Raw genomic sequence first — 18,923 nt, 5'->3', positions numbered from 1 at the left:
GTTTACACCATTCCGTTCATGACGAGCGCGAGGTAGGTGCCCTGCGCCGCCAGCGCGAGACCGGCGACGACGAGGATGCCCTTGACCGCGGTCTTCTTCGTACCCGTCAGTCCTTGATTCAGCAGTGCGGCGTAGACGCCGTTGACGCCGTGGAACGTCCCGGTCCACAGGAACAGCACCATCGTGACGAGATAGCCCCACTCGCTCATGCGAGCGCTCGTCCCGGCGAACGTCACCTCCGAGGCGTGGTTCATGAAGTGCAGGAGGAAGAAGTGGAACGCCAGCACCACGACGAGGAACGCGGCCGTGACCCGCTGGAAGAGCCACGACGCGCTTCCGCTCTGGAACGAGGAGTAACGCTCGGCCATCTCAGAACGCCCCCTCCAAGAACGTCGGGATGCTCGCCAGTACGATGACGCCCGTGACGACGAGTGATGCGTAGAAGCTCTTGTCTTGCGACTCGAGTCCGAGTCCGAGGTCCACGAACAGCAGGCGAACCCCGTTCAGGATGTGGAAGACGGCGACCGCCAGCAGGCCGACCTCCATGATCCGGACCACGAGCAGGCTTTCGAGCCCCTGAATCGTATCCGTGTACGCGTTCGCACCGGTGGTTGCGGTACTCAGCACGGCGATGTGAGTGAACAGGTAGCCGACGAGTACCCACCCGGTGAACTTGTGGAATATCCAGGCCCACATCCCGGCCGTGAACTCCCGCCACCGGCCGAAGTCTTCGACGAGGCCTCGATTGTACGATTGACTCATACTTGTCCGTTCGGGAGGTTGGACTGTGGGCAAATAGAAGTTTCTACCTGCCGCCGGCCTCGCGGCCTCCGCACTCGGTTTTCCCGGCGAACATGTCCGGAACTCAGGCCGACCGCACGGGTTCGAACTCGCGGGCCGCCGCCCGGTAGTCGGCGTAAGTCGATTCGGCCCACTCGTGCAACTCCGGGGCGTCTGACTCGACCAGCGCGCCGGCGTGGTGGATGGCGGGCACGTAGGGGTCTTCTGGCGTCGAGACCACCACCTCCGCGTCGGCTCATCGTGACGAGTCGCTGCTCGAACTGCCGGTACTCCCCGGCAGCGAGTCGGCCGAACGTCGTCGGGCGGTACGCGCCGTCCTCGTACTCCACGAGGTCGTACGATTGGAGTTCGCGGACGCTCCTATCGACCGTCGAGCGCGAGCAGTCGAGGCGCTCCACCAGTTCTCGCTTGTCCGTGACCTCTTCGGACAGGTGATTCAACACGTTTCCACGCCGGTCGAGTACGTCCACCCGTGGCTTTTGTTTGTGACTCGAATACACGGTTCCCACCAGAGCGATACGTCTATTCGGTCGGAAATAGACGTTCTGGAAGGCATCGGGCCGTTTCCGTACGAAACTGATCAGCTCGGTCCGTTCTGTCTTTTTCCAGTGTGGAGTTTATCCTAACTCGGCGACGACGCCACGAAATCCGAGGTTCACCGCCGGCTCGGACTCGCGGGCGTCGGCGTGTTCTCGACCGATTCGCTCCGGGCGCGCTCGCGTTTGAGGGCTTTACGGGTCTTCGCCGAGAGTTCGACCATGTGACACAGCGGGTTCCCCGGATAGACCACCGGATTTTCGAGGACGCCTACCAACAGCCCCGTAAACGGCGCTTCGACGGGTTCCCGGTCGGTTTTGAACGGGTTGGTGATGGTGCAGATGGTGTCGCCCTCGTAGACCAGCGACCCGCGGTCGTGGTGCATGTCCACCAGTCCGCCCGCGTCGGCGCGAATCCACGTCTTCTCTTTGGCGTCGTCGATGACGGTCCGCCAGCCCGGCCACTTCACCGACGGGGTGCGGTGGGCGCCGTACTCCGAGAGGACGCTCCCGACGCCCTCCAGTCCGCGGTCGATGAACTCGCGCTGGAACCGGTGGGCCTCGCCCATCTCGATGGTGATGGTCGGGATGCCGTAGTCGGTCGCCTCCCGGCGGAGCGTGCCGGTCGGCCCCTCCGAGGAGATGATGACGTTCGAACCGAACGACTTGGCCAGCCTCGAAACCTCGGGGTCGGCCATGTCCGCCCGCACATGCAACATGTTCGTGCGCCCGCGCGTGGACGTGTGGAAGTCGAGTCCGATGTCGCAGGGCGCGATGAAGTTCCGGAATATCTGGAAGGCCATGCGCTTGGCACTGGTCGAACCCTGCCGACCGGGGAACGAGCGGTTCAGGTCCCGGTCGTAAATCGGGAGGTAGCGCTCCTGTGAGAGGAATCCGGGGACGTTCAGGACGGGCATACAGACCAGCGTGCCACAGAGGTCGTCGTGGTTCCAGCCGTGGGCGACCTCCCGCACGACCTCGATGCCGTTGAGTTCGTCGCCGTGCGCCGCGGCCGTGAGGAACACCGTCGGCCCCGGTTCGGCTCCGTTAACGATGGTGACGGGGATGCGAACCGGGTCGCCCAGATACGTCTCGCTGATGCCGTACCGAACGTTCTGGGTCTCACCCGGCTCGACGATTCCGCCGTTGTACGTAAACGCGTCCGGGTCAGCCTCCGAACCGGTCATGTCCCCCACTGAGGCCCCGGCATATATAAAGGCGCGGCAGTCGCTCCGCCGAAACCGATGTTCGGCTTTTTAAGCCGCGGCGTCCAATACGTAACTACCAATGACTGCTGACGGTTCAGGTGTGCGGGTCGGTGTGCTCAGTCTTCACAACAGTAAGGAAACGAAGGCGATTCTGAACGCTATCGAAGATCTCGGTCACGAACCGTCCTGGCTTCGGGAAGAGAACACCGCGATTCAGCTCGAAGACGGGTCCGTCGAACTCGAACCCGACGTGGACGCGGTGGCGAATCGACTTCTACTCTCGAACACCGAACAGCCTTCCGAGGCGCTCGGTCTCGCCAAAATCTACGACGCGGTGTTGCCGGTTCTGAACGACCCCAGTTCGGTCATGACCGCCATCCACAAGTTCTCGACGGCGACGGCGCTGGCCGACGCGGGGATTCCGGTCCCGGACGCGCTGCTGGCGCTGTCGAACGACCGGCTCAACGACGGTCGGGACGCGTTCGGCGAGGAGGCCGTCTACAAGACCGCTATCGGGACCCACGGCGGCGGGACGTGGAAGGTCGGCCCGGACGAACTCGTCAACCCGCGGGTCGGCGACCGCCAAGCGTTCCTCCAGGAACTCATCGAGCGCGACGACACCCGCCACCGCGACCTCCGGGTGTACGTTGTCGGCGACCGCATCGTCGGCGCGATGAACCGCTACGCGCCCGAGAACGACTGGCGGACGAACGTGGCGCTGGGCGGCGACGTGGAGGACGCGTCCGACGACCTCCCGCGAGAGGTGGCTTCCATCGCCCGCGAGGCTTCGGAAGTCGTCGGACTCGACTACGCCGGCGTGGACCTCATCGAGGGCCACGACGGCTGGTACGTCCTCGAAGTCAACCCGACCGCGGGCTTCAAGGGCCTGTACAAGGCCACCGGCAAGAGCGCCGCGCCGTACATCGCGCAACTGGCTATCGAACGCGCGGGCGGCACGGTGGACGAGGGCAAGGTGCGGGACCTGTCGGCCACGCTGGACGACTCGGTGCCCGCGTGCAAGCCGATGCCCAAGGAGACGAAATCGAGCGAACCCATCGTCATCGGCTACACCGAAGAGGTCATCCTCAGCGGGACCAGCGGCTCGGAGACGGTCGTCGCCAAATCCGACACGGGCGCGACCCGGACGAGCATCGACACCAAACTCGCAGCCGAAATCGGTGCGGGACCCATCAAGTCCATCGCCAAGGTCAAGTCGGGGTCCAGCAAGTCGAGTCGCTCGCGGCCGGTCGTGGACGTGGTGGTCGGCGTCGGCGGAAACCGCCACACCGTGACCGCGAGCATCGAGGACCGCGGGCACATGGACTACCCGGTCCTGCTCGGCCGCGACATCCTGAAGCACTATCAGGTCAACGTCCAGAAGCGCGTGGACGCCGAAGAGGAGACCGAGGAAGAGGAAGAAGAGACCGACGTCGAGGAGTAACCCGTTGGCGCGGGACTTGTCCGGCGGTCTTTCTCTAAGTCCCGACGGGCTTCGTTTTCTACTGTTCTTCTCTCGAACACGACTTCGCTCGACCCCAGATTTTTGCCGGTAGCCGTCGTCACTCCACGAGTATGTCTGACCGTCCCGCCAGACAGATTCGCGCCGCGACGAGTCGCCGCCGCCAGTCGTGGTCCGGGTGGGCCGAGGGGAGCGTAGACGAGAAGGACGGCGTCGGGGTGTTCTTGGACGACGTGACGTACGTCTTCGCAGACGTGTCGGTGTTCGGTCTCCCCGTCCTCTGGCTCGTCCTCGTCACCGGAACGAACGAGTGGGCCGGTCTCAAGACCGGTGCGCTGGTCGCGTGGCTGACGACGGTCGCGGCCGGCGCGCTGATTCGCGGCGGGTGGGTCACGCCGCTCGCCACGGACGCGCCGGGATGGGTGGCGGTGACGCCGTGGCTGGTCGCCCTACGAGTGGCCTACTACAACGCGGCGCTCGCGCTGGCGGCCTACGGCGGCCGGGCACTCGGCGAGGCGTCGTCGGTGGTGGGACCGCAGTGGCCCTCGCTGGCGACCGTCGGGGCCGCGTTCGTCGTCGGCGCGCTCGCGGCCGCGCTGTTCCCTCGCGTCGCCGAGTCGTTCTACGGTATCGTGGCGGAGTGACCGCTACCGACTCCGAACTCGACGCGACCGGAAGGCCACACGCTCATCTACCTCCGGCACCTACGAGTCGCCGAATGACCGACGAAGCTATCGCCGCGCTCCGGGGCGACGACTACCTCGGACCGCTGGTCGCCGAGTACGGACCGATGACCATCGAACCCGCCGAGAACTTCTACGAGCGGTTCGTCGTCTCCATCCTCCGCCAGCAGGTGTCGATGGCCTCGGCCGCGGCGACGCGCGAGCGACTGTTCGACCGTGTCGAACCGACCCCCGAGGCGATGCTCGCGGCCGACCCCGAGGTCCTGCGGGACGCCGGACTCTCTCGCCAGAAGACCGAGTACGTCCGGAACGTCGCCGAGGCGTTCCTCGAAGAGGGGTACTCGCAGGCGTACTTCGCCGGCGTCCCCGACGAGGAGGTGCTGGCGGAACTCACGTCAATCAAGGGCGTCGGGGCGTGGACCGCGAACATGCAACTCATGTTCTCGCTCGGGCGACCAGACGTGTTCCCGGTCGGCGACCTCGGCATCCGGAAGGGGATGGAGCGCCTGTTCGACGCCGAGATGACTCGCGCGGAGATGGTCGAGACTGCCGAGCGGTGGGCACCGTATCGGAGTTACGCCAGCCTCTACCTCTGGCGGGCCGACGAGGACATCACCGAGAGCGTCGGCGAAGTGTCCCAGCGCTGAGTCGGCGCGCGGTCGAGGGAGCAAAAACGGAGTACGGCAGGCGTCGATTCGGAGGGCCGAGTACGTCTTCGGGGACCGACTCGGGCGGTCGGTCGGCGGGGCGGTCGGCGGGACGGGCAGTCGGCAACGAGGCCAGTCGGCAGGGCGGCAATCCCCGGAGTAGGGCGGCCGACGGAGAGAGCGGTCGGCGAGGCGCGTGGTCGGTGGGCGGTGGTAGTCGGCGGGATGCGACTCCTCGGCTGGGTGGTCGCGCGGAATTCGGACGGCTTTCGGCTGTCAGACCACGTTCTCTTCCGCGGCGGCGAGATCGAGATACGCCGCGAGCGGCATCTCGTCCGTCTCCGTGAGCGCCACGTAGTCCTCGTCTGTGTCGAAGGCGACCGCGCCCGCTTCGTCCAAGCGCGGGAGTTGGCTGTGGTAGAGGTCGGCGAGAACGCGCTGGGCGTCCACGTCGTCGTTCTCCCACGACGCGATCTGTTCGGCCAGTTCCTCGACCGACATCGCGCCGCCCTGTTCTCGAAGGGAGTAGAGGACGTACCGACGACGCTTGTCCGAGAGGAGGTCGAGCGTGGCGTCGAGTGCGGGAGAGATGCCACGACTCCCCCCGGCGTGACCGTCGGACACGTCCGGAGCATCCGTATCCATCATGCAATTGCTACTGCAAACTCCGGGGCAAAAAGCAGGGTACCTAAAGGATTAGGTGGTGGCTGCTGGCGGACCGACTTGGCACCGGCCGTCGGAACCCCTTAATCCCCCGAGCGTCTACGGCGAGTGCGTACGTCAAGTCCCCGCCCGAGCGTTCCCACTCGGGAGCGATGACAGCGCGGAGAACCCACGTACGCGACAGAAACCTCGTCACGGTTCAGTGACCGCCCGGCACGAGGGTTTGCCAGCGGACTCGGCACGCCGCCACGGGATGACGCTGGAGGTTAGTGTTCCGGGCGACACGCTGGTAGCGGCCGTTTCCGGCCGTTACTTCTTCCGAACGGTTCGCCCCGTCGAGCTACGCGTCGGATAGCTTCTGTTCTCTCCCGACGGACACTGCGCCATACCGGTCGATTTCCTACCTCCGCTCCGTCGAGGACGTGCATCGGCTCGGCATCGAGAATTCACTTATAAGCTGTCGTTCGGAAGGAGAAGAAATAGCCGTAGAGAATTTTGGTCGCCGGACCGTATCGGTGAACGACATGTCGTCACAGACCGTGTTGATTCCAGTCGAGTTCCCGGACCCGGACCCGCTCCCCTCGACGTTCGTCGAGGGATTGACCGGTTGTAAGGTCGTCCTCCTCGGCGTCTACGAAACGCAGGACGAGTTGACGCCGGACGAGAGGCAGCGGCGCGAAATCGAGGCGAATCAGGTCCTCTACACGCTCGCGGCCGACTTCGTTCGCAAGGGTGAGACCGCCGAGGTTGAACTGGTCATGGGGGAGAACGTCGAAGGCGCACCGACGACCGTCGCCGAGGAGCGCGACGTGGACGCCCTCCTCGTCCCGAATCCGATGACGACCTTCGGTCACGTTCTCGTCGCGATCCGCGACGAGAAGTTCACGGAACCGATTACTGATTTCCTGTGCGCGTTGAATCAGGAAGTCCTTCTGCACACGAACCTCCTCCACGTCGCCGAGTCGGAAGACGACGTCGAAGCCGGAGAACGACTGCTCTCGGACGTCAAACAGCGACTCGTGGCGGAAGGCTACTCACAGCGGGGAATCGACAAAGAGGTGGTCGTCGATAGCGACCCGTCGTTTGCGATAAGCCAAGCGGCGGGGGACAACGACCTGATCGTCATGGGCGAAACGCAGGAACCGGGAGTGGAACGGGTCTTCGGACCGACGTACGAGTCGATCGCCGACCGGACGGAGCTACCCATCATCGTCGTCCGAGACACCTAGAAGCGAACGCCAGCGACTGCATCGGTGGGTATCTAGTGGCGCTGACACGAACGGCGGAGAAGAGTGCTGTCGTGCGTCTGGGTAGTTTTCGGTCCCCGTTCGGTGGACTTCTCCATGTCGGGCAGGTTCTCCGCGTCGTCGCACCCCGTCCGTCGAAAAGAGCTAGAGCGGCGGTTTCAACCGCTCAGGCGGTCTATGATTCCCTGACGGACGCTCCGCGCCGTCTCCTTCTGACCGCGAACCATCACGACGGTAGCGTCCACCTCTTCGCCGATTTTCTCGGGAATCGACCCGAACAGCGCTTGCGAGACCGACCCGGATCGAGTCGCACCGACGCAGACCGTATCGTACGCGGCGACGGCGTCGAGGAGTACCTCCTCTATGTCTTCGCCGACGACGACCCTGCTCTCGTAGTCCACGTACTCGATACCGGCCCGTCGGGCGACGTCTTCGATTACCGCCTCTCCCAGTTCCTGCGGGTCCGCGTCGTCGTCCGGTCGCTGCGCGTTGAGTAGCGTCAGCGAACCGGCTCCCTGAGCCGTATCGACCAGTTCTGCCCCGTGACTCGCCGCCACGGGAGCGTGGGGGCCCTCTCCGGCAAGTGCGACGACGTCCTCGACGGTATCGACGCGCTCCGTCGTCGCAAGCTTCGCCAGTGTCACTTTACAGGGCGCGTACTTGACGATCTGGTCGATATTCGAGCCGAGGATGTGTTCGCGGGCACTCCGCGTCCCCTTCCAGCCCATCAACACGTGGTCCGCACGCTCGTCCTCGACCACGTCGAGGACGACGTCGCCGACGTCGCGGCCGACGATTGCTCGCGTCCGGATACCGATGTCGAGGTCCGCCGCGATGTCCTGTGCCGCGTCGAGGAGTTCCTGTTGGCGCTGGACGCGCTCTTCCTCGAACTCGACGTCTTGGGAGAGCGACGTCTGTTGGGGCACTTGGATGACGTTGACGGCGATAATTTCGGCCTGTTCGTCCTCGTGAGCGTGAGCGTTCGCGGCGGCCAACCGGAGCAGGTCGCGCTCGGTATCGGGGTTGGCGACGGGGACGACCACCCGGTAGTTCCCCTTCCCGTCCGCTGCGGCCGTCGGTTCCGCCGCGATGGCTTCTCCGACCAGTCCATCGGTGATGGCTCGGTGGCGGGCGTACGCGAAGTACCAGACGACGCCGACCAACACGATTGCGACACCGACGGCCTGCACGATCCAACTCATCTGAAGGAGAATCGCGATACAAGCGAGGAATCCAACGATAGGGACGATCGGATAGAGGATGCTCGGAATCTCGAACGCGGGGTCGTAGTCGTCCGGGTCGGCTCGTCGCATCACGACGACGGCGACGTGGACCAACGAGTAGGTGATGAGATACGAGAACGACGCGACCTCGGCTAGCGTTCCGATGGGGACGCCACTTGCGATGAGCACGAGAATGACCGCACCGGTGGCGACGATGGCGCGGTAGGGCGTGCGGAACCGGTCGTGAACTTGGTTGAGCCAGTTAGTCAGAATCTTGTCCCGGCCCATGGCGAAGTTGACGCGGGCCGCAGAGAGGATGGACGCGTTGGCGCTCGACACCGTCGCCAGCATCGCGCCGACGACCATCGTGAACGCACCCGCTTCGGCCATCGAAAACGAAATCGGTCCGATTTCGATACGTCCGAACGGGCGCATTACGGTCTCCGCCACGACGGCGACTGGAATGTTCAAGTCGGCGAGCGTGTCGATGGGGAGAGTGCCGGTGCTGACGAACATCACGAGCACGTACATCAGCGTCGGCGTGACGACCGCCGCGATCATCGACAGCGGCAGATTCCGGCTCGGGTTCTTGATCTCCTCGGCGCTGGTGGCGATGACCTCGAATCCGATGAACGAGACGTAAATCGTCCCCGCGGTGGCCGCGACCGCGGGCCAGCCTTCGGGCGGCAAGAACGGGGTGAGCATCTCGGTGTCCACGCTCAAAACGCCGAACACGATGAAGACGATGATGAGTCCGACGAGCGCGAGGACGATGACGTTCTGGAGCGTACCGGTCTCCTTGACGCCGTAGTAGTTCACACCGGTCAGGACGGCGGCCATGACGAGTGCCGCGATAGCGACACCGGTCGCCCCCATCGGGACGAAGTACGTCAGATACTGGCCGAACCCGAGCATGTAGAACGCGGACGCGAACATCAGCCCGGCCCACATGCCCCATCCGACGATACTCCCGAAGAAGCTTCCGAGCGACCGATTTACGTAGTAGTAGCTTCCGCCGGCCTTGGGCATCCCCGTGGCGAGTTCCGAAAGAGAGAGCGCCGCGAGCAGTGAAACGAGTCCGCCGATGGCGAACGAAATCATGCTCGCCGGACCCGCCGCCCTCGCGGCGATGCTCGGTAAGACGAAGATGCCCGCGCCGATCATCGTTCCGAGACCGATGGTGTACGCTTCGAGGAACCCGAGGTCGCGGGCGAGTTCTTGGTCGGTCATCCGCCACCTCCCTCGCCGTCGGGGAGAACCTGCTCGCACGTTGCCTCCGCGTCCTCCTCGGAAGCTACCGGGACGACGATTCGTTTGAGTAGATCCTCTGTCATACGTATAGCTGTAGTGAGTCACGGTTCACACCAGCTATACATAAAGGTGGTTTAGTAGCCGTGTTAGAGCGGGAGAGAGATTATTCGCTCCGAAGATATAATTGTAGGATATATAAATTATAACCGTTGGCGACGTGTCGGAGCCATCGGAGGGAAAGACCCGGTTCGGGTCTCATTCCGGAATTCTATCCAATCATATCTCGGTTCGAGTATCATGCTTATAAAAGAAATTCGGCAATCAGAAGTTTTAAACTACTCCCAACAGGTTTCTCAGACTGACGCGTACAGAATGCGGTACGAAAGCCTCTGCAGAACAATGAACTCAGCGTAAACGATGAACGGTCATCTCGGGACTATCGGTCGTGACCTCGGACGGATGCTGGAAGCGCTAGCGGGGCTGATGTTCGTCTCGCTCGTCGTTCCGGTGGTTTGGAGCGAGTACTACGTGATACCGCCGATGGTCGTTTCGGGTCTGATTCCGCTGACCCTCGGCTGGTGGCTCTCGACTCGGTACGCCGACGCCGCCGACCCCGGAAAACTCCACGGGATGACGATCGCCGCGTCGGGGTGGTTCCTCGTCGCGCTGTTCGGTGCGCTCCCGTTCGTCCTCGTCGCGTGGACGGTCCACCTCGACCCTGGACTCCTGAACGCGCCGGACCTCACCGGGCGCGCGGCATCGACGCTCGCGGCGTTCCGCAACCCGCTGAACGCGTTCTTCGAGTCGATGTCGGGGTTCACGGGGACGGGACTCACGATGACCGACGACGAGAGTTCGCTCCCTCACGTTCTCCAGTGGTGGCGGTCGTTCATCGAGTGGGTCGGCGGCGTGGGCGTCATCGTGCTCACGACCGCGATTCTGGCCCGGCCCGGTAGCGGGTCGCTCACCCTCTACGAGAGCGAGGCGCGCTCCGAGAAGATTCATCCGGGTATCGTTTCGACGGTTCGGACTATCTGGTGGATTTTCCTCCTGTTCACCTTCGTCTCGATTCTGTTGCTCTGGCTGGCGGGGATGCCGATGTGGGACGCCATCAACCACGCGATGACCGGTCTCGCCACCGGCGGGTTCTCCATCACGGACAACAGCATCGCGACCTACGACAGCGTCGCCATCGACTTCGCGCTGCTTCCGGTCATGGTCCTCGGAAGCATCGCCTTTCCCATCCACTACCTCATCTTGCAGGGCGACCTCCGGAACTTCTACGAGGACCTCCAGACGCGGTGGGTGTTCATCTACTTCACCGCCGGTGCGCTCGGTCTCACCGCGATACTCTACTCGAACCAGGTGTACACGCCCGCCTCGATGACCGTCGCGGGCATCACGCTGACCGGGAACAGCGCCGCACTCCTCCAAGCGTTCCGATACGGTGCGTTCCAGTTCGTCTCGGCGGCGTCGTGTACCGGCTTCCAGACGGCCGGTTCGCTCGGAACGGCGTGGTCGGCGCAGGCGCAGCTCGTCGTCGCGTTCGGGATGGTCGTCGGTGCGGCGGCCGGCTCGACCGTCGGCGGAATCAAGCTGATACGAGCGCTAACGTTGACGAAGGGAACGATGTTCCGGATACGGGACGTGTTCTATCCGCCGTCCGCGATTCGGACGTTCAGTCTCAACGGTCGAAACCTGTCCGAAACCGAGCGGTCGAAGGAGTTCGAGGAGGCGGCGATCATTACGTTCCTCTGGTTCGCGTTCCTCGCGCTGGGCGCGTTCGTTTTACTCCTCGTCCTTCCGATGGGCGGGCCGGACGGGTTCACGCTCGAAAACGTCCTGTTCGAGGTCGCGAGCGCACAGGGGAACGTGGGCCTGTCGTCGGGCATTACCGGGCCGAGTATGCCGACGCCCGCGAAAGTGATGTTCCTGTTCAACATGTGGATCGGACGACTCGAAATCATCCCGGTGCTGGTTCTACTCCGGGGAGTCTTCACCCGATTCGGAGGATACCAATGAACGTCGATACCGTTCCCATCGTCGGAGAGATTCTCGCCGCGGGACCGAACGACCGAGTGTTCGACTCGCTGCTACTCGCGGGGCCGCTCCTCGTCGTCGCTATCGCGCTCCTCGGTCGGTCGATGTTCACGTCCCTCTCGGTAGTCGGGTACCTAGTCGCGTTCGTGGGCTACACGCTCACGAAAAGCCTCTCGTCGTGACGTCGCTCCCCTACTCGTGCACGGGGCCGATGAACTTCCAATGTAACGACGGCCTTTCCCCCTGCTCGGGGTGCTTCTCGACCCTGACGTGATACAGGTACGGTCCGTGAGGACAGTCGTCACATCCCGTCGCGCACGGTTGCTCTTTGACGACCGCCGTGTAGCCTTCCTTCGCTTCCACGTCGAGGAGTTCTTCCCCGCATTCTTCGAGCAAGTCCTCCACCGTCGGCGGTTCCGGTAACAGCGACCGACCGTACGATAGGACAGCACGGAGTTCGGACTCGTCCAGTTCCGCGAGTCGGTCCACGAGGTCCGCCGGTAGATCGCCGGACGACGACGGCGGGGCGTTCGAGCGACCGTTCGGGTCCTGTGCCATGGCCGGTACTTCGGATTTCACCCACTTAGAATTGTGGAATCGGAATACCTCACCTTTAAACGATTGTGTATCCGTAAAACCAGATATGTACATTATCATTGTCGGTGCGGGAGACATCGGGTCTCAACTCCTCGAAATCGCCACCCGCGAGAACAACAACGTCGTCGTAATCGAGCAAGACGAGACCGTAGCGACGCGCGTTGCCCAGGACTACGACTGCCTCGTCCTGAACCGAGACGCGACGGTCATGGACGCGCTCGAAGAGGCGGGTGCCGACCAAGCGGACGCCATCATCAGTACGACCGAGTCGGACGCCACGAACATCATGGTGATGCTGCTCGCTCAGGAACTCGAAATCCCGTCGCAGGTCTCCGTCGTCCACAACCCGGAACACATGAGTCTGTTTCGACAGTTGGGCGTCAACGTCCTCGAAAATCCCGAACACCTCATCGCGGAGTATCTCTATCGCGCGGTCCAACGCCCCTCCATCAAGGACTTCATGCACCTGTCCGGCGACGCGGAGATATTCGAAATCACGGTCGGTGAGAGCAGTCCGCTCGCCGGTCGGACGCTCGCCGCGGCCGACAAAGATGGTCTCATCCCGGACGACGTCCGGGTCGTCGCCATCGAGCGGGACCACTCCGTCATCCTCCCCCAAGGCGAGACGGAAATCCAACTCGGCGACTTGGTAACCGTGTTCTCGACGCGAGGGTTCGAGCCGAAGATCATCGAGGTGTTCGTCGGAGAGGAGGACGTGAGTTCGCAAGCCGCCCGATGACGGTCTCGACCGCCTCCTCCCCGGACACGTCTCCCCTCGAAGCTCGGACTTTACACGCGACGGGAGTTCCGACGACGGACGATCCGATGGCGGACGATTCGACGACGGACGAATTCCTGCTTCTACGACCGACTTCCCGAAAGCGAGTCCGTGCTGACCGCGGTCGTTTCTCGAAACCGAGCGTCGCCGAGCGGTGACTGCGCTTTTACTCGTCAGACTCCTACGGTCGGTAATGACGATTCAGGAGAATCGGGAGCGTCCCGAGAGATCGGGGGGAGAGCAGTCCGCGGCGGAACCGTCTCCGCCCGACGCCGGAGGGTCGCCCGCCATCGCCGTCGAGGGGCTTCGCAAGCAGTTCGGGAGCGGTCCGGAGGCGGTCACCGCGGTCGAGGACGTGTCGTTCTCGGTCGAACGGGGGTCGGTCGTAGGCCTGCTCGGTCCCAACGGCGCGGGGAAGACGACGACCATCAAGTCGATTCTCGGAATGGTCCTGTCCGACGAGGGGTCGGTCCGGATTCACGGCATCGACGTGTACGACGAGCCTCGGCGGGCCTACGCCCACGTCGATGCGATGTTGGAGGGGGCGCGCAACGACTACTGGCGGTTGACCGTCCGCGAGAACCTGCGGTACTTCTCGACCATCGGCGGAGTAGACCCCGACTCGATAGCCGACCGCCACGAGCGACTGCTCGACAAGTTGGACCTCGCGGACGCGGCCGACCAACCGGTCCGGAGCCTCTCGCGCGGGATGAAACAGAAGGTGTCGCTGGCCAGCGTCCTCGCAAGCGAGGCGGACGTGGTGTTCCTGGACGAGCCGACGCTCGGACTCGACGTGGAGAGTTCGCTGACGCTCCGGCGGGAACTCCGACGCATCGTCGCCGAGCGCAACCTGACCGTCGTCGTGAGCAGTCACGACATGGACGTCATCGAGGACATCTGCGACCGCGTGGTCATCATGAACGAGGGCCGGGTCATCGCCGACGACAGCGTGGAGAACCTACTCCACGGCTTCGACGCGCGGGGCTACCGCGTCACGAGCGCCGACCTCGACGAGACGGTGGTGGCCGACCTGCGTGACCGGTTCGAGGTGACCGAAATCGAGCGGTCGGGCGACCGGACCCGCGTCGAAGTGGCGACCGACAGCGACGGCTTCTACGCGCTGACGGCGTTCCTCCGGAGCCGCGACGTGACCCTCGACGCGGTCGAGACGGTCGATTGGGACCTCGAAGACGTGTTCGTGGAGCTGACCAGACGGGAGGAACGATGACGGACTCGCACCTCGACGCGTCCGGGTCTCGTCCCGAACAGGACGCACCGGGGATGGACGGAGCGACACGGGATGCACCGCGACCCGCGGGCTACCTGCAACTCGCGAAGGCGGTCCTCTACCGGGAGTACCTCCTCTTCGTTCGCTACCCGGCCAACGCCGTCGGTGGCATCGTAGTCTCGCTGTTCTTCTTCGGCCTGCTGTTCTACGGCGGCCGGATGCTCGCGGGGCGGGCGATAACCGACTCCATCGAGGGCATCGTCGTCGGCTACTTCCTCTGGACGCTCTCGGTCGGGGCCTACTCGTCCATCTCGAACGACATCGGGAGCGAAGTCCAGTGGGGAACGCTCGAGCGCCACGTCATGACGCCGTTCGGGTTCGCGCCCGTCGCCTTCCTCAAGGGCGTCGCCAAGCTCGTCCGGACGTTCGTCACCTCGACGGTCATCCTCGCCGCGATGCTGCTCGTGACCGGCACGACGCTCACCCTCGACGTGGTGACCGTCGTCCCGGTCGCGGTCCTGAGCGTCGCCTCGGTGCTGGGACTGGGCTTCGCGGCCGGCGGCGTCACCGTCCTCTACAAGCGAATCGGGAGTTGGCTCAATCTACTGCAGTTCGGATTCATCGTCCTCATCTCGGCCCCGGCGTTCGAGTTGGGGTGGACGAAGTTCCTCCCGCTCGCGCTCGGGAGTTCGATGCTCCAGCGCGCGATGGTCGATGGCGTTCGCCTCTGGGAGTTCCCCCTCGCCGACCTCGTGATTCTGCTCGGCACGGCGGTCGGCTACGTGGCGCTGGGGTACGCCGTCTTCGAGTACGCGACCCGGCGCGCGCGACGACTCGGCGTCCTCGGCGACTACTGAGTCGGCGTCTCTCGGTTGCGCTCTTCTCCCTCCACCCGTAACCCTGATGTGACGTGCCGAGGTGCTGTCAAACGTGCAAATCAACATCATCGGTAGCGGCTACGTCGGGACGACGGTGGGGGCCTGTCTCGCCGACCTCGGCCACGAGGTGACGACCATCGACATCGACGAGGAGGTCGTCGCCGCCATCAACGCGGGCGAGTCGCCGATTCACGAACCCGGACTGGACGACCTGCTCGCGGAACACGTCGGGGAATCGCTCTCCGCGACGACTTCTTACGAGAACCTCGCGGACGCCGACGTGACGTTTCTCGCGGTCCAGACGCCCTCCCGGTCGGACGGGAGCATCGACACGGGGCCGCTCCTGAGCGCGGCCGAGATGACCGGTGAGGCGCTTCGGGACGCCACGGAGCGCCACCTCGTCGTCGTCAAGAGTACGGTCACGCCGCCGAACGTCGAGGAGTTACGGGCGGCGGTCCTCGACGGTGCCGGCAGCGCGCGCGACTACGTCGAGGTGGCCGCGAATCCGGAGTTCCAGCGCGAGGGGTCGGCGGTCGAGGACTTCCTCGACCCGCAGAAGATCGTCTTCGGCACCGACTCCGACTGGGCGACCGAACGGCTCCGGGCGGTGTACGCGCCGCTCGTGGCCGACACCGGTGCCAACGTGGTCGAGACCGACCCCGAAACCGCGATGATGGTGAAGTACGCGAACAACGTCTTCCTCGCGTCGAAGATCAGCCTGATAAACGAACTCGGGAACGTCTGCAAGGAGTTCGGCATCGACGCCTACGAGGTCGCGGACGCCATCGGAATGGACGACCGCATCGGCGAACGCTTCCTCCGGTCGGGCGTCGGCTGGGGCGGGTCGTGCTTCCCGAAGGACACCGCGGCGCTCATCGACACTGCACGCGAGTCGGGGTACGACCCGGAACTGTTGGAGGCGGTCGTCTCGGTCAACGACGGACAACCCGACCGGATGGTGGAGTTGCTGACCGACCACGTGAACGTCGAGGGGCGACCGATTGCCGTTCTCGGGCTGTCGTTCAAACCCGGTACCGGCGATATTCGGAACTCGCGCGCCATCCCGGTCATCGAGCGGCTCGACGCGCTCGGGGCCGAAGTGGTGGCGTACGATCCGGTCGCAATCGACAACATGCGCGAGCGGTTCCCCGAAGTGACGTACGCGGAGGACGCCGCGGACGCGCTCCGAGACGCGCACGGTGCGCTCGTCGTCACCGACTGGGACGAGTTCGAAGCGCTCGACTCGGAGTTCGACGCGATGGCCCGTCCGGTCGTCGTGGACGGCCGCCACGTCGTGGAGCGACGTGACGGCCTGACCTACGAGGGCCTGACGTGGTAAGACGGCGATAACTCCTTCTCCCCTTTTCTCGACGCCTCAAGCTACTCGACAGAGTCTCGGTTCTTCAGTCACTCGCACGTGAGCGCGAATCAAAATAATAGAGTTCGCTCGTCGAACGCCGTTCGGCGCGTCCTCGCCGTTCCTCCGTAAGCCACGATTACCCCGTCGAGGTGGGACGTTCCCTGTTCCCGTGGAAACGCTACGCAATGAGGCTTCGATTCGACGGCCTTAAATTTATCCGGGTGTTTCGTAGTGATGTACGCGGCGTCCCGCGGTTCGGGACGTTCGCCACGCACCCAATCCGACGCCCTTAAGTGTAACAGGGTACTCGGATTGGATGTGACGAGCCTTCGGGGGTCTTCCCACCGAAGGACGCACGCGCGGTTCGATGCCCTTATCCGATACGGGCACCTCAAACCCAACGCGACGAAAGATTCGATGCGATTTGCGAAGCGTTCAACTCGTTTCGCAGTCTCGGACCCGACGAGCTTCGATGGGTTTAAGACCAATCGAAACCAACGTTCGGGTCCGAAGGAAATGAGGATTCCACCCCTGCGGTCCGCCGTACACGATGGAATCTGATGTTAGCCCTGGTAGTTCGGTGACACTCGGTCGGTTACGACCGGCGTCGTCGAACTAACGGACCATAGAAGATAGACACGATACTTGTGTCTCCGCCAGAAACCCACCGAGCCATTGTGCGCTCGGCAACCATTCCGGTTGATCCTGCCGGAGGCCATTGCTATCGGAGTCCGATTTAGCCATGCTAGTCGCACGGGTTTAGACCCGTGGCAGATAGCTCAGTAACACGTGGCCAAACTACCCTGTAGACCAGTATAACCTCGGGAAACTGAGGCTAATGTTGGATACGACTCTCAGACTGGAGTGTCGAGAGTCAGAAACGCGCCAGCGCTACAGGATGTGGCTGCGGCCGATTAGGTAGACGGTGGGGTAACGGCCCACCGTGCCGATAATCGGTACGGGTTGTGAGAGCAAGAGCCCGGAGACGGAATCTGAGACAAGATTCCGGGCCCTACGGGGCGCAGCAGGCGCGAAAACTTTACACTGCACGACAGTGCGATAAGGGGATTCCGAGTGCGAGGGCATATAGTCCTCGCTTTTCTGAACCGTAAGGTGGTTCAGGAACAAGGACTGGGCAAGACCGGTGCCAGCCGCCGCGGTAATACCGGCAGTCCGAGTGATGGCCGCTATTATTGGGCCTAAAGCGTCCGTAGCCAGCCAGACAGGTCCGTCGGGAAATCCACTCGCTCAACGAGTGGGCGTCCGGCGGAAACCAGCTGGCTTGGGGCCGGAAGACCTGAGGGGTACGTCCGGGGTAGGAGTGAAATCCTGTAATCCTGGACGGACCACCGGTGGCGAAAGCGCCTCAGGAAGACGGACCCGACGGTGAGGGACGAAAGCTAGGGTCACGAACCGGATTAGATACCCGGGTAGTCCTAGCTGTAAACGATGCCCGCTAAGTATGGCACACACCACGAGTGTGTGCTGTGCTGTAGTGAAGACGAGAAGCGGGCCGCCTGGGAAGTACGTCCGCAAGGATGAAACTTAAAGGAATTGGCGGGGGAGCACTACAACCGGAGGAGCCTGCGGTTTAATTGGACTCAACGCCGGACATCTCACCAGCTCCGACTGCAGTAACGACGGTCAGTCTGATGGGCTTACCCGAGCTGCAGAGAGGAGGTGCATGGCCGCCGTCAGCTCGTACCGTGAGGCATCCTGTTAAGTCAGGCAACGAGCGAGACCCGCACTCTTAATTGCCAGCAATACCCTCGAGGTAGTTGGGTACATTAAGAGGACTGCCGCTGCCAAAGCGGAGGAAGGAACGGGCAACGGTAGGTCAGCATGCCCCGAATGAGCTGGGCTACACGCGGGCTACAATGGCCAGGACAACGGGTTCCCACCCCGAAAGAGGACGGCAATCTCTCAAACTCGGTCGTAGTTCGGATTGAGGGCTGAAATTCGCCCTCATGAAGCTGGATTCGGTAGTAATCGCGCTTCAGAAGAGCGCGGTGAATACGTCCCTGCTCCTTGCACACACCGCCCGTCAAAGCACCCGAGTGAGGTCCGGATGAGGCCATCCACGATGGTCGAATCTGGGCTTCGCAAGGGGGCTTAAGTCGTAACAAGGTAGCCGTAGGGGAATCTGCGGCTGGATCACCTCCTAACGCACGGGACCCACCCGCCGCGGTGGGCCCACACCCGTCTATCCACCCGGATAGACACATACGCGAGGGTTCCTCGACGACCCGTTCGTACGACCGACCGAGCACCTTTGAACTACCAGGGCTACACCGCGTCCCCGTTTCGGGGACAAACCCATAGCT

17 protein-coding genes, 1 rRNA gene and 1 pseudogene are annotated in these 18,923 nt (G+C 63.5%); 11 read left to right on the top strand and 8 right to left on the bottom strand.

Features of this window, described 5'->3' with window-relative positions; genetic code table 11:
* Positions 1–2 precede the first annotated feature (2 nt).
* The 5 genes and pseudogenes from M0R88_RS18005 to M0R88_RS17990 all read right to left on the bottom strand — a co-directional run bounded on the left by M0R88_RS18005 (position 3) and on the right by M0R88_RS17990 (position 2,524).
* Positions 3–368 carry a succinate dehydrogenase hydrophobic membrane anchor subunit gene (locus M0R88_RS18005; protein WP_248654797.1) on the bottom strand — a complete coding sequence of 122 codons (366 nt, stop codon included), beginning with the start codon at positions 366–368 and terminating at the stop codon, positions 3–5.
* A gap of 1 nt (position 369) precedes the next feature.
* Positions 370–762, bottom strand: a complete 393-nt coding sequence (gene sdhC / locus M0R88_RS18000) for a succinate dehydrogenase, cytochrome b556 subunit (RefSeq protein ID WP_248654796.1) — start codon at positions 760–762, stop codon at positions 370–372.
* 103 nt (positions 763–865) lie between these two features.
* The gene (locus M0R88_RS17995; RefSeq protein ID WP_248654795.1) at positions 866–1,021 is read right to left on the bottom strand and encodes a hypothetical protein; all 156 of its coding nucleotides are present in this window, start codon (positions 1,019–1,021) and stop codon (positions 866–868) included.
* A 31-nt stretch (positions 1,022–1,052) separates the two neighbouring features.
* A pseudogene (locus tag M0R88_RS18860) lies at positions 1,053–1,271 on the bottom strand (helix-turn-helix transcriptional regulator); the annotation flags it as partial.
* Positions 1,272–1,456: 185 nt separating this feature from the next.
* Positions 1,457–2,524, bottom strand: a complete 1,068-nt coding sequence (locus M0R88_RS17990) for a succinylglutamate desuccinylase/aspartoacylase family protein (protein WP_248654794.1) — start codon at positions 2,522–2,524, stop codon at positions 1,457–1,459.
* 100 nt (positions 2,525–2,624) lie between these two features.
* Here M0R88_RS17990 and M0R88_RS17985 point away from each other — a divergent pair, with 100 nt between their 5' ends.
* The 3 genes from M0R88_RS17985 (at position 2,625) to M0R88_RS17975 (ending at position 5,334) form a co-directional block, all read left to right on the top strand.
* Positions 2,625–3,986 (top strand): RimK family alpha-L-glutamate ligase, encoded by a 1,362-nt coding sequence (locus M0R88_RS17985; protein WP_248654793.1) that lies wholly within the window; start codon positions 2,625–2,627, stop codon positions 3,984–3,986.
* A gap of 131 nt (positions 3,987–4,117) precedes the next feature.
* Positions 4,118–4,648, top strand: a complete 531-nt coding sequence (locus M0R88_RS17980; protein ID WP_248654792.1) for a DUF8215 family protein — start codon at positions 4,118–4,120, stop codon at positions 4,646–4,648.
* A gap of 74 nt (positions 4,649–4,722) precedes the next feature.
* Positions 4,723–5,334, top strand: coding sequence for a DNA-3-methyladenine glycosylase family protein (locus M0R88_RS17975; protein ID WP_248654791.1), 612 nt, complete (start codon positions 4,723–4,725; stop codon positions 5,332–5,334).
* 276 nt (positions 5,335–5,610) lie between these two features.
* Here the strand turns inward: M0R88_RS17975 and M0R88_RS17970 are convergent, their stop codons facing one another.
* Positions 5,611–5,982, bottom strand: coding sequence for a DUF7344 domain-containing protein (locus M0R88_RS17970; RefSeq protein ID WP_248654790.1), 372 nt, complete (start codon positions 5,980–5,982; stop codon positions 5,611–5,613).
* Positions 5,983–6,521: 539 nt separating this feature from the next.
* Between M0R88_RS17970 and M0R88_RS17965 the strand changes: the two genes are divergently transcribed.
* Positions 6,522–7,226, top strand: coding sequence for a universal stress protein (locus M0R88_RS17965; RefSeq protein WP_248654789.1), 705 nt, complete (start codon positions 6,522–6,524; stop codon positions 7,224–7,226).
* A 176-nt stretch (positions 7,227–7,402) separates the two neighbouring features.
* On the opposite strand, the gene M0R88_RS17960 is transcribed toward M0R88_RS17965, so the two are convergent.
* On the bottom strand, positions 7,403–9,697 hold the full coding sequence (locus M0R88_RS17960; protein ID WP_248654788.1) for an amino acid permease: 2,295 nt from the start codon (positions 9,695–9,697) through the stop codon (positions 7,403–7,405).
* A 438-nt stretch (positions 9,698–10,135) separates the two neighbouring features.
* On the opposite strand from M0R88_RS17960, the gene M0R88_RS17955 reads away from it, so the two are divergent.
* Both M0R88_RS17955 and M0R88_RS17950 read left to right on the top strand, forming a co-directional pair.
* Positions 10,136–11,740: a TrkH family potassium uptake protein gene (locus tag M0R88_RS17955; protein ID WP_248654787.1), complete on the top strand. Its 1,605-nt coding sequence runs from the start codon at positions 10,136–10,138 to the stop codon at positions 11,738–11,740.
* On the top strand, positions 11,737–11,940 hold the full coding sequence (locus M0R88_RS17950) for a hypothetical protein (protein WP_248654786.1): 204 nt from the start codon (positions 11,737–11,739) through the stop codon (positions 11,938–11,940). Before M0R88_RS17955 ends, M0R88_RS17950 begins: the two co-directional genes overlap by 4 nt.
* A gap of 10 nt (positions 11,941–11,950) precedes the next feature.
* Here the strand turns inward: M0R88_RS17950 and M0R88_RS17945 are convergent, their stop codons facing one another.
* Entirely contained in the window at positions 11,951–12,316 is a 366-nt protein-coding gene (locus M0R88_RS17945) for a hypothetical protein (RefSeq protein WP_248654785.1), read from the bottom strand.
* A gap of 85 nt (positions 12,317–12,401) precedes the next feature.
* Here M0R88_RS17945 and M0R88_RS17940 point away from each other — a divergent pair, with 85 nt between their 5' ends.
* The 5 genes from M0R88_RS17940 to M0R88_RS17920 all read left to right on the top strand — a co-directional run bounded on the left by M0R88_RS17940 (position 12,402) and on the right by M0R88_RS17920 (position 18,762).
* Positions 12,402–13,094 (top strand): potassium channel family protein, encoded by a 693-nt coding sequence (locus M0R88_RS17940; protein ID WP_248654784.1) that lies wholly within the window; start codon positions 12,402–12,404, stop codon positions 13,092–13,094.
* A 232-nt stretch (positions 13,095–13,326) separates the two neighbouring features.
* Positions 13,327–14,361: an ABC transporter ATP-binding protein gene (locus M0R88_RS17935; RefSeq protein WP_248654783.1), complete on the top strand. Its 1,035-nt coding sequence runs from the start codon at positions 13,327–13,329 to the stop codon at positions 14,359–14,361.
* Between the two features lie 53 nt (positions 14,362–14,414).
* Positions 14,415–15,218: an ABC transporter permease gene (locus tag M0R88_RS17930; RefSeq protein ID WP_368409398.1), complete on the top strand. Its 804-nt coding sequence runs from the start codon at positions 14,415–14,417 to the stop codon at positions 15,216–15,218.
* 73 nt (positions 15,219–15,291) lie between these two features.
* The gene (aglM, locus tag M0R88_RS17925) at positions 15,292–16,578 is read left to right on the top strand and encodes a UDP-glucose 6-dehydrogenase AglM (protein ID WP_248654781.1); all 1,287 of its coding nucleotides are present in this window, start codon (positions 15,292–15,294) and stop codon (positions 16,576–16,578) included.
* 713 nt (positions 16,579–17,291) lie between these two features.
* Positions 17,292–18,762: ribosomal RNA gene (locus M0R88_RS17920) — 16S ribosomal RNA — on the top strand.
* Positions 18,763–18,923 lie beyond the last annotated feature (161 nt).

Origin of the sequence: Halorussus gelatinilyticus (assembly GCF_023238445.1) — an archaeon.
In the GTDB taxonomy this organism is placed as follows: domain Archaea; phylum Halobacteriota; class Halobacteria; order Halobacteriales; family Haladaptataceae; genus Halorussus; species Halorussus gelatinilyticus.
This window is presented reverse-complemented; position numbering and strand designations above follow the sequence as displayed.

Coding starts and splice junctions, on each gene's coding strand:
- sdhC (WP_248654796.1), bottom strand. CDS start 762: ATGAGTCAATCGTACAATCGAGGCCTCGTCGAAGACTTCGGCCGGTGG.
- M0R88_RS17940 (WP_248654784.1), top strand. CDS start 12,402: ATGTACATTATCATTGTCGGTGCGGGAGACATCGGGTCTCAACTCCTC.
- M0R88_RS17945 (WP_248654785.1), bottom strand. CDS start 12,316: ATGGCACAGGACCCGAACGGTCGCTCGAACGCCCCGCCGTCGTCGTCC.
- M0R88_RS17990 (WP_248654794.1), bottom strand. CDS start 2,524: ATGACCGGTTCGGAGGCTGACCCGGACGCGTTTACGTACAACGGCGGA.
- M0R88_RS17985 (WP_248654793.1), top strand. CDS start 2,625: ATGACTGCTGACGGTTCAGGTGTGCGGGTCGGTGTGCTCAGTCTTCAC.
- M0R88_RS18005 (WP_248654797.1), bottom strand. CDS start 368: ATGGCCGAGCGTTACTCCTCGTTCCAGAGCGGAAGCGCGTCGTGGCTC.
- M0R88_RS17970 (WP_248654790.1), bottom strand. CDS start 5,982: ATGATGGATACGGATGCTCCGGACGTGTCCGACGGTCACGCCGGGGGG.
- M0R88_RS17930 (WP_368409398.1), top strand. CDS start 14,415: ATGGACGGAGCGACACGGGATGCACCGCGACCCGCGGGCTACCTGCAA.
- M0R88_RS17975 (WP_248654791.1), top strand. CDS start 4,723: ATGACCGACGAAGCTATCGCCGCGCTCCGGGGCGACGACTACCTCGGA.
- M0R88_RS17965 (WP_248654789.1), top strand. CDS start 6,522: ATGTCGTCACAGACCGTGTTGATTCCAGTCGAGTTCCCGGACCCGGAC.
- M0R88_RS17955 (WP_248654787.1), top strand. CDS start 10,136: ATGAACGGTCATCTCGGGACTATCGGTCGTGACCTCGGACGGATGCTG.
- M0R88_RS17960 (WP_248654788.1), bottom strand. CDS start 9,697: ATGACCGACCAAGAACTCGCCCGCGACCTCGGGTTCCTCGAAGCGTAC.
- M0R88_RS17980 (WP_248654792.1), top strand. CDS start 4,118: ATGTCTGACCGTCCCGCCAGACAGATTCGCGCCGCGACGAGTCGCCGC.
- M0R88_RS17950 (WP_248654786.1), top strand. CDS start 11,737: ATGAACGTCGATACCGTTCCCATCGTCGGAGAGATTCTCGCCGCGGGA.
- M0R88_RS17935 (WP_248654783.1), top strand. CDS start 13,327: ATGACGATTCAGGAGAATCGGGAGCGTCCCGAGAGATCGGGGGGAGAG.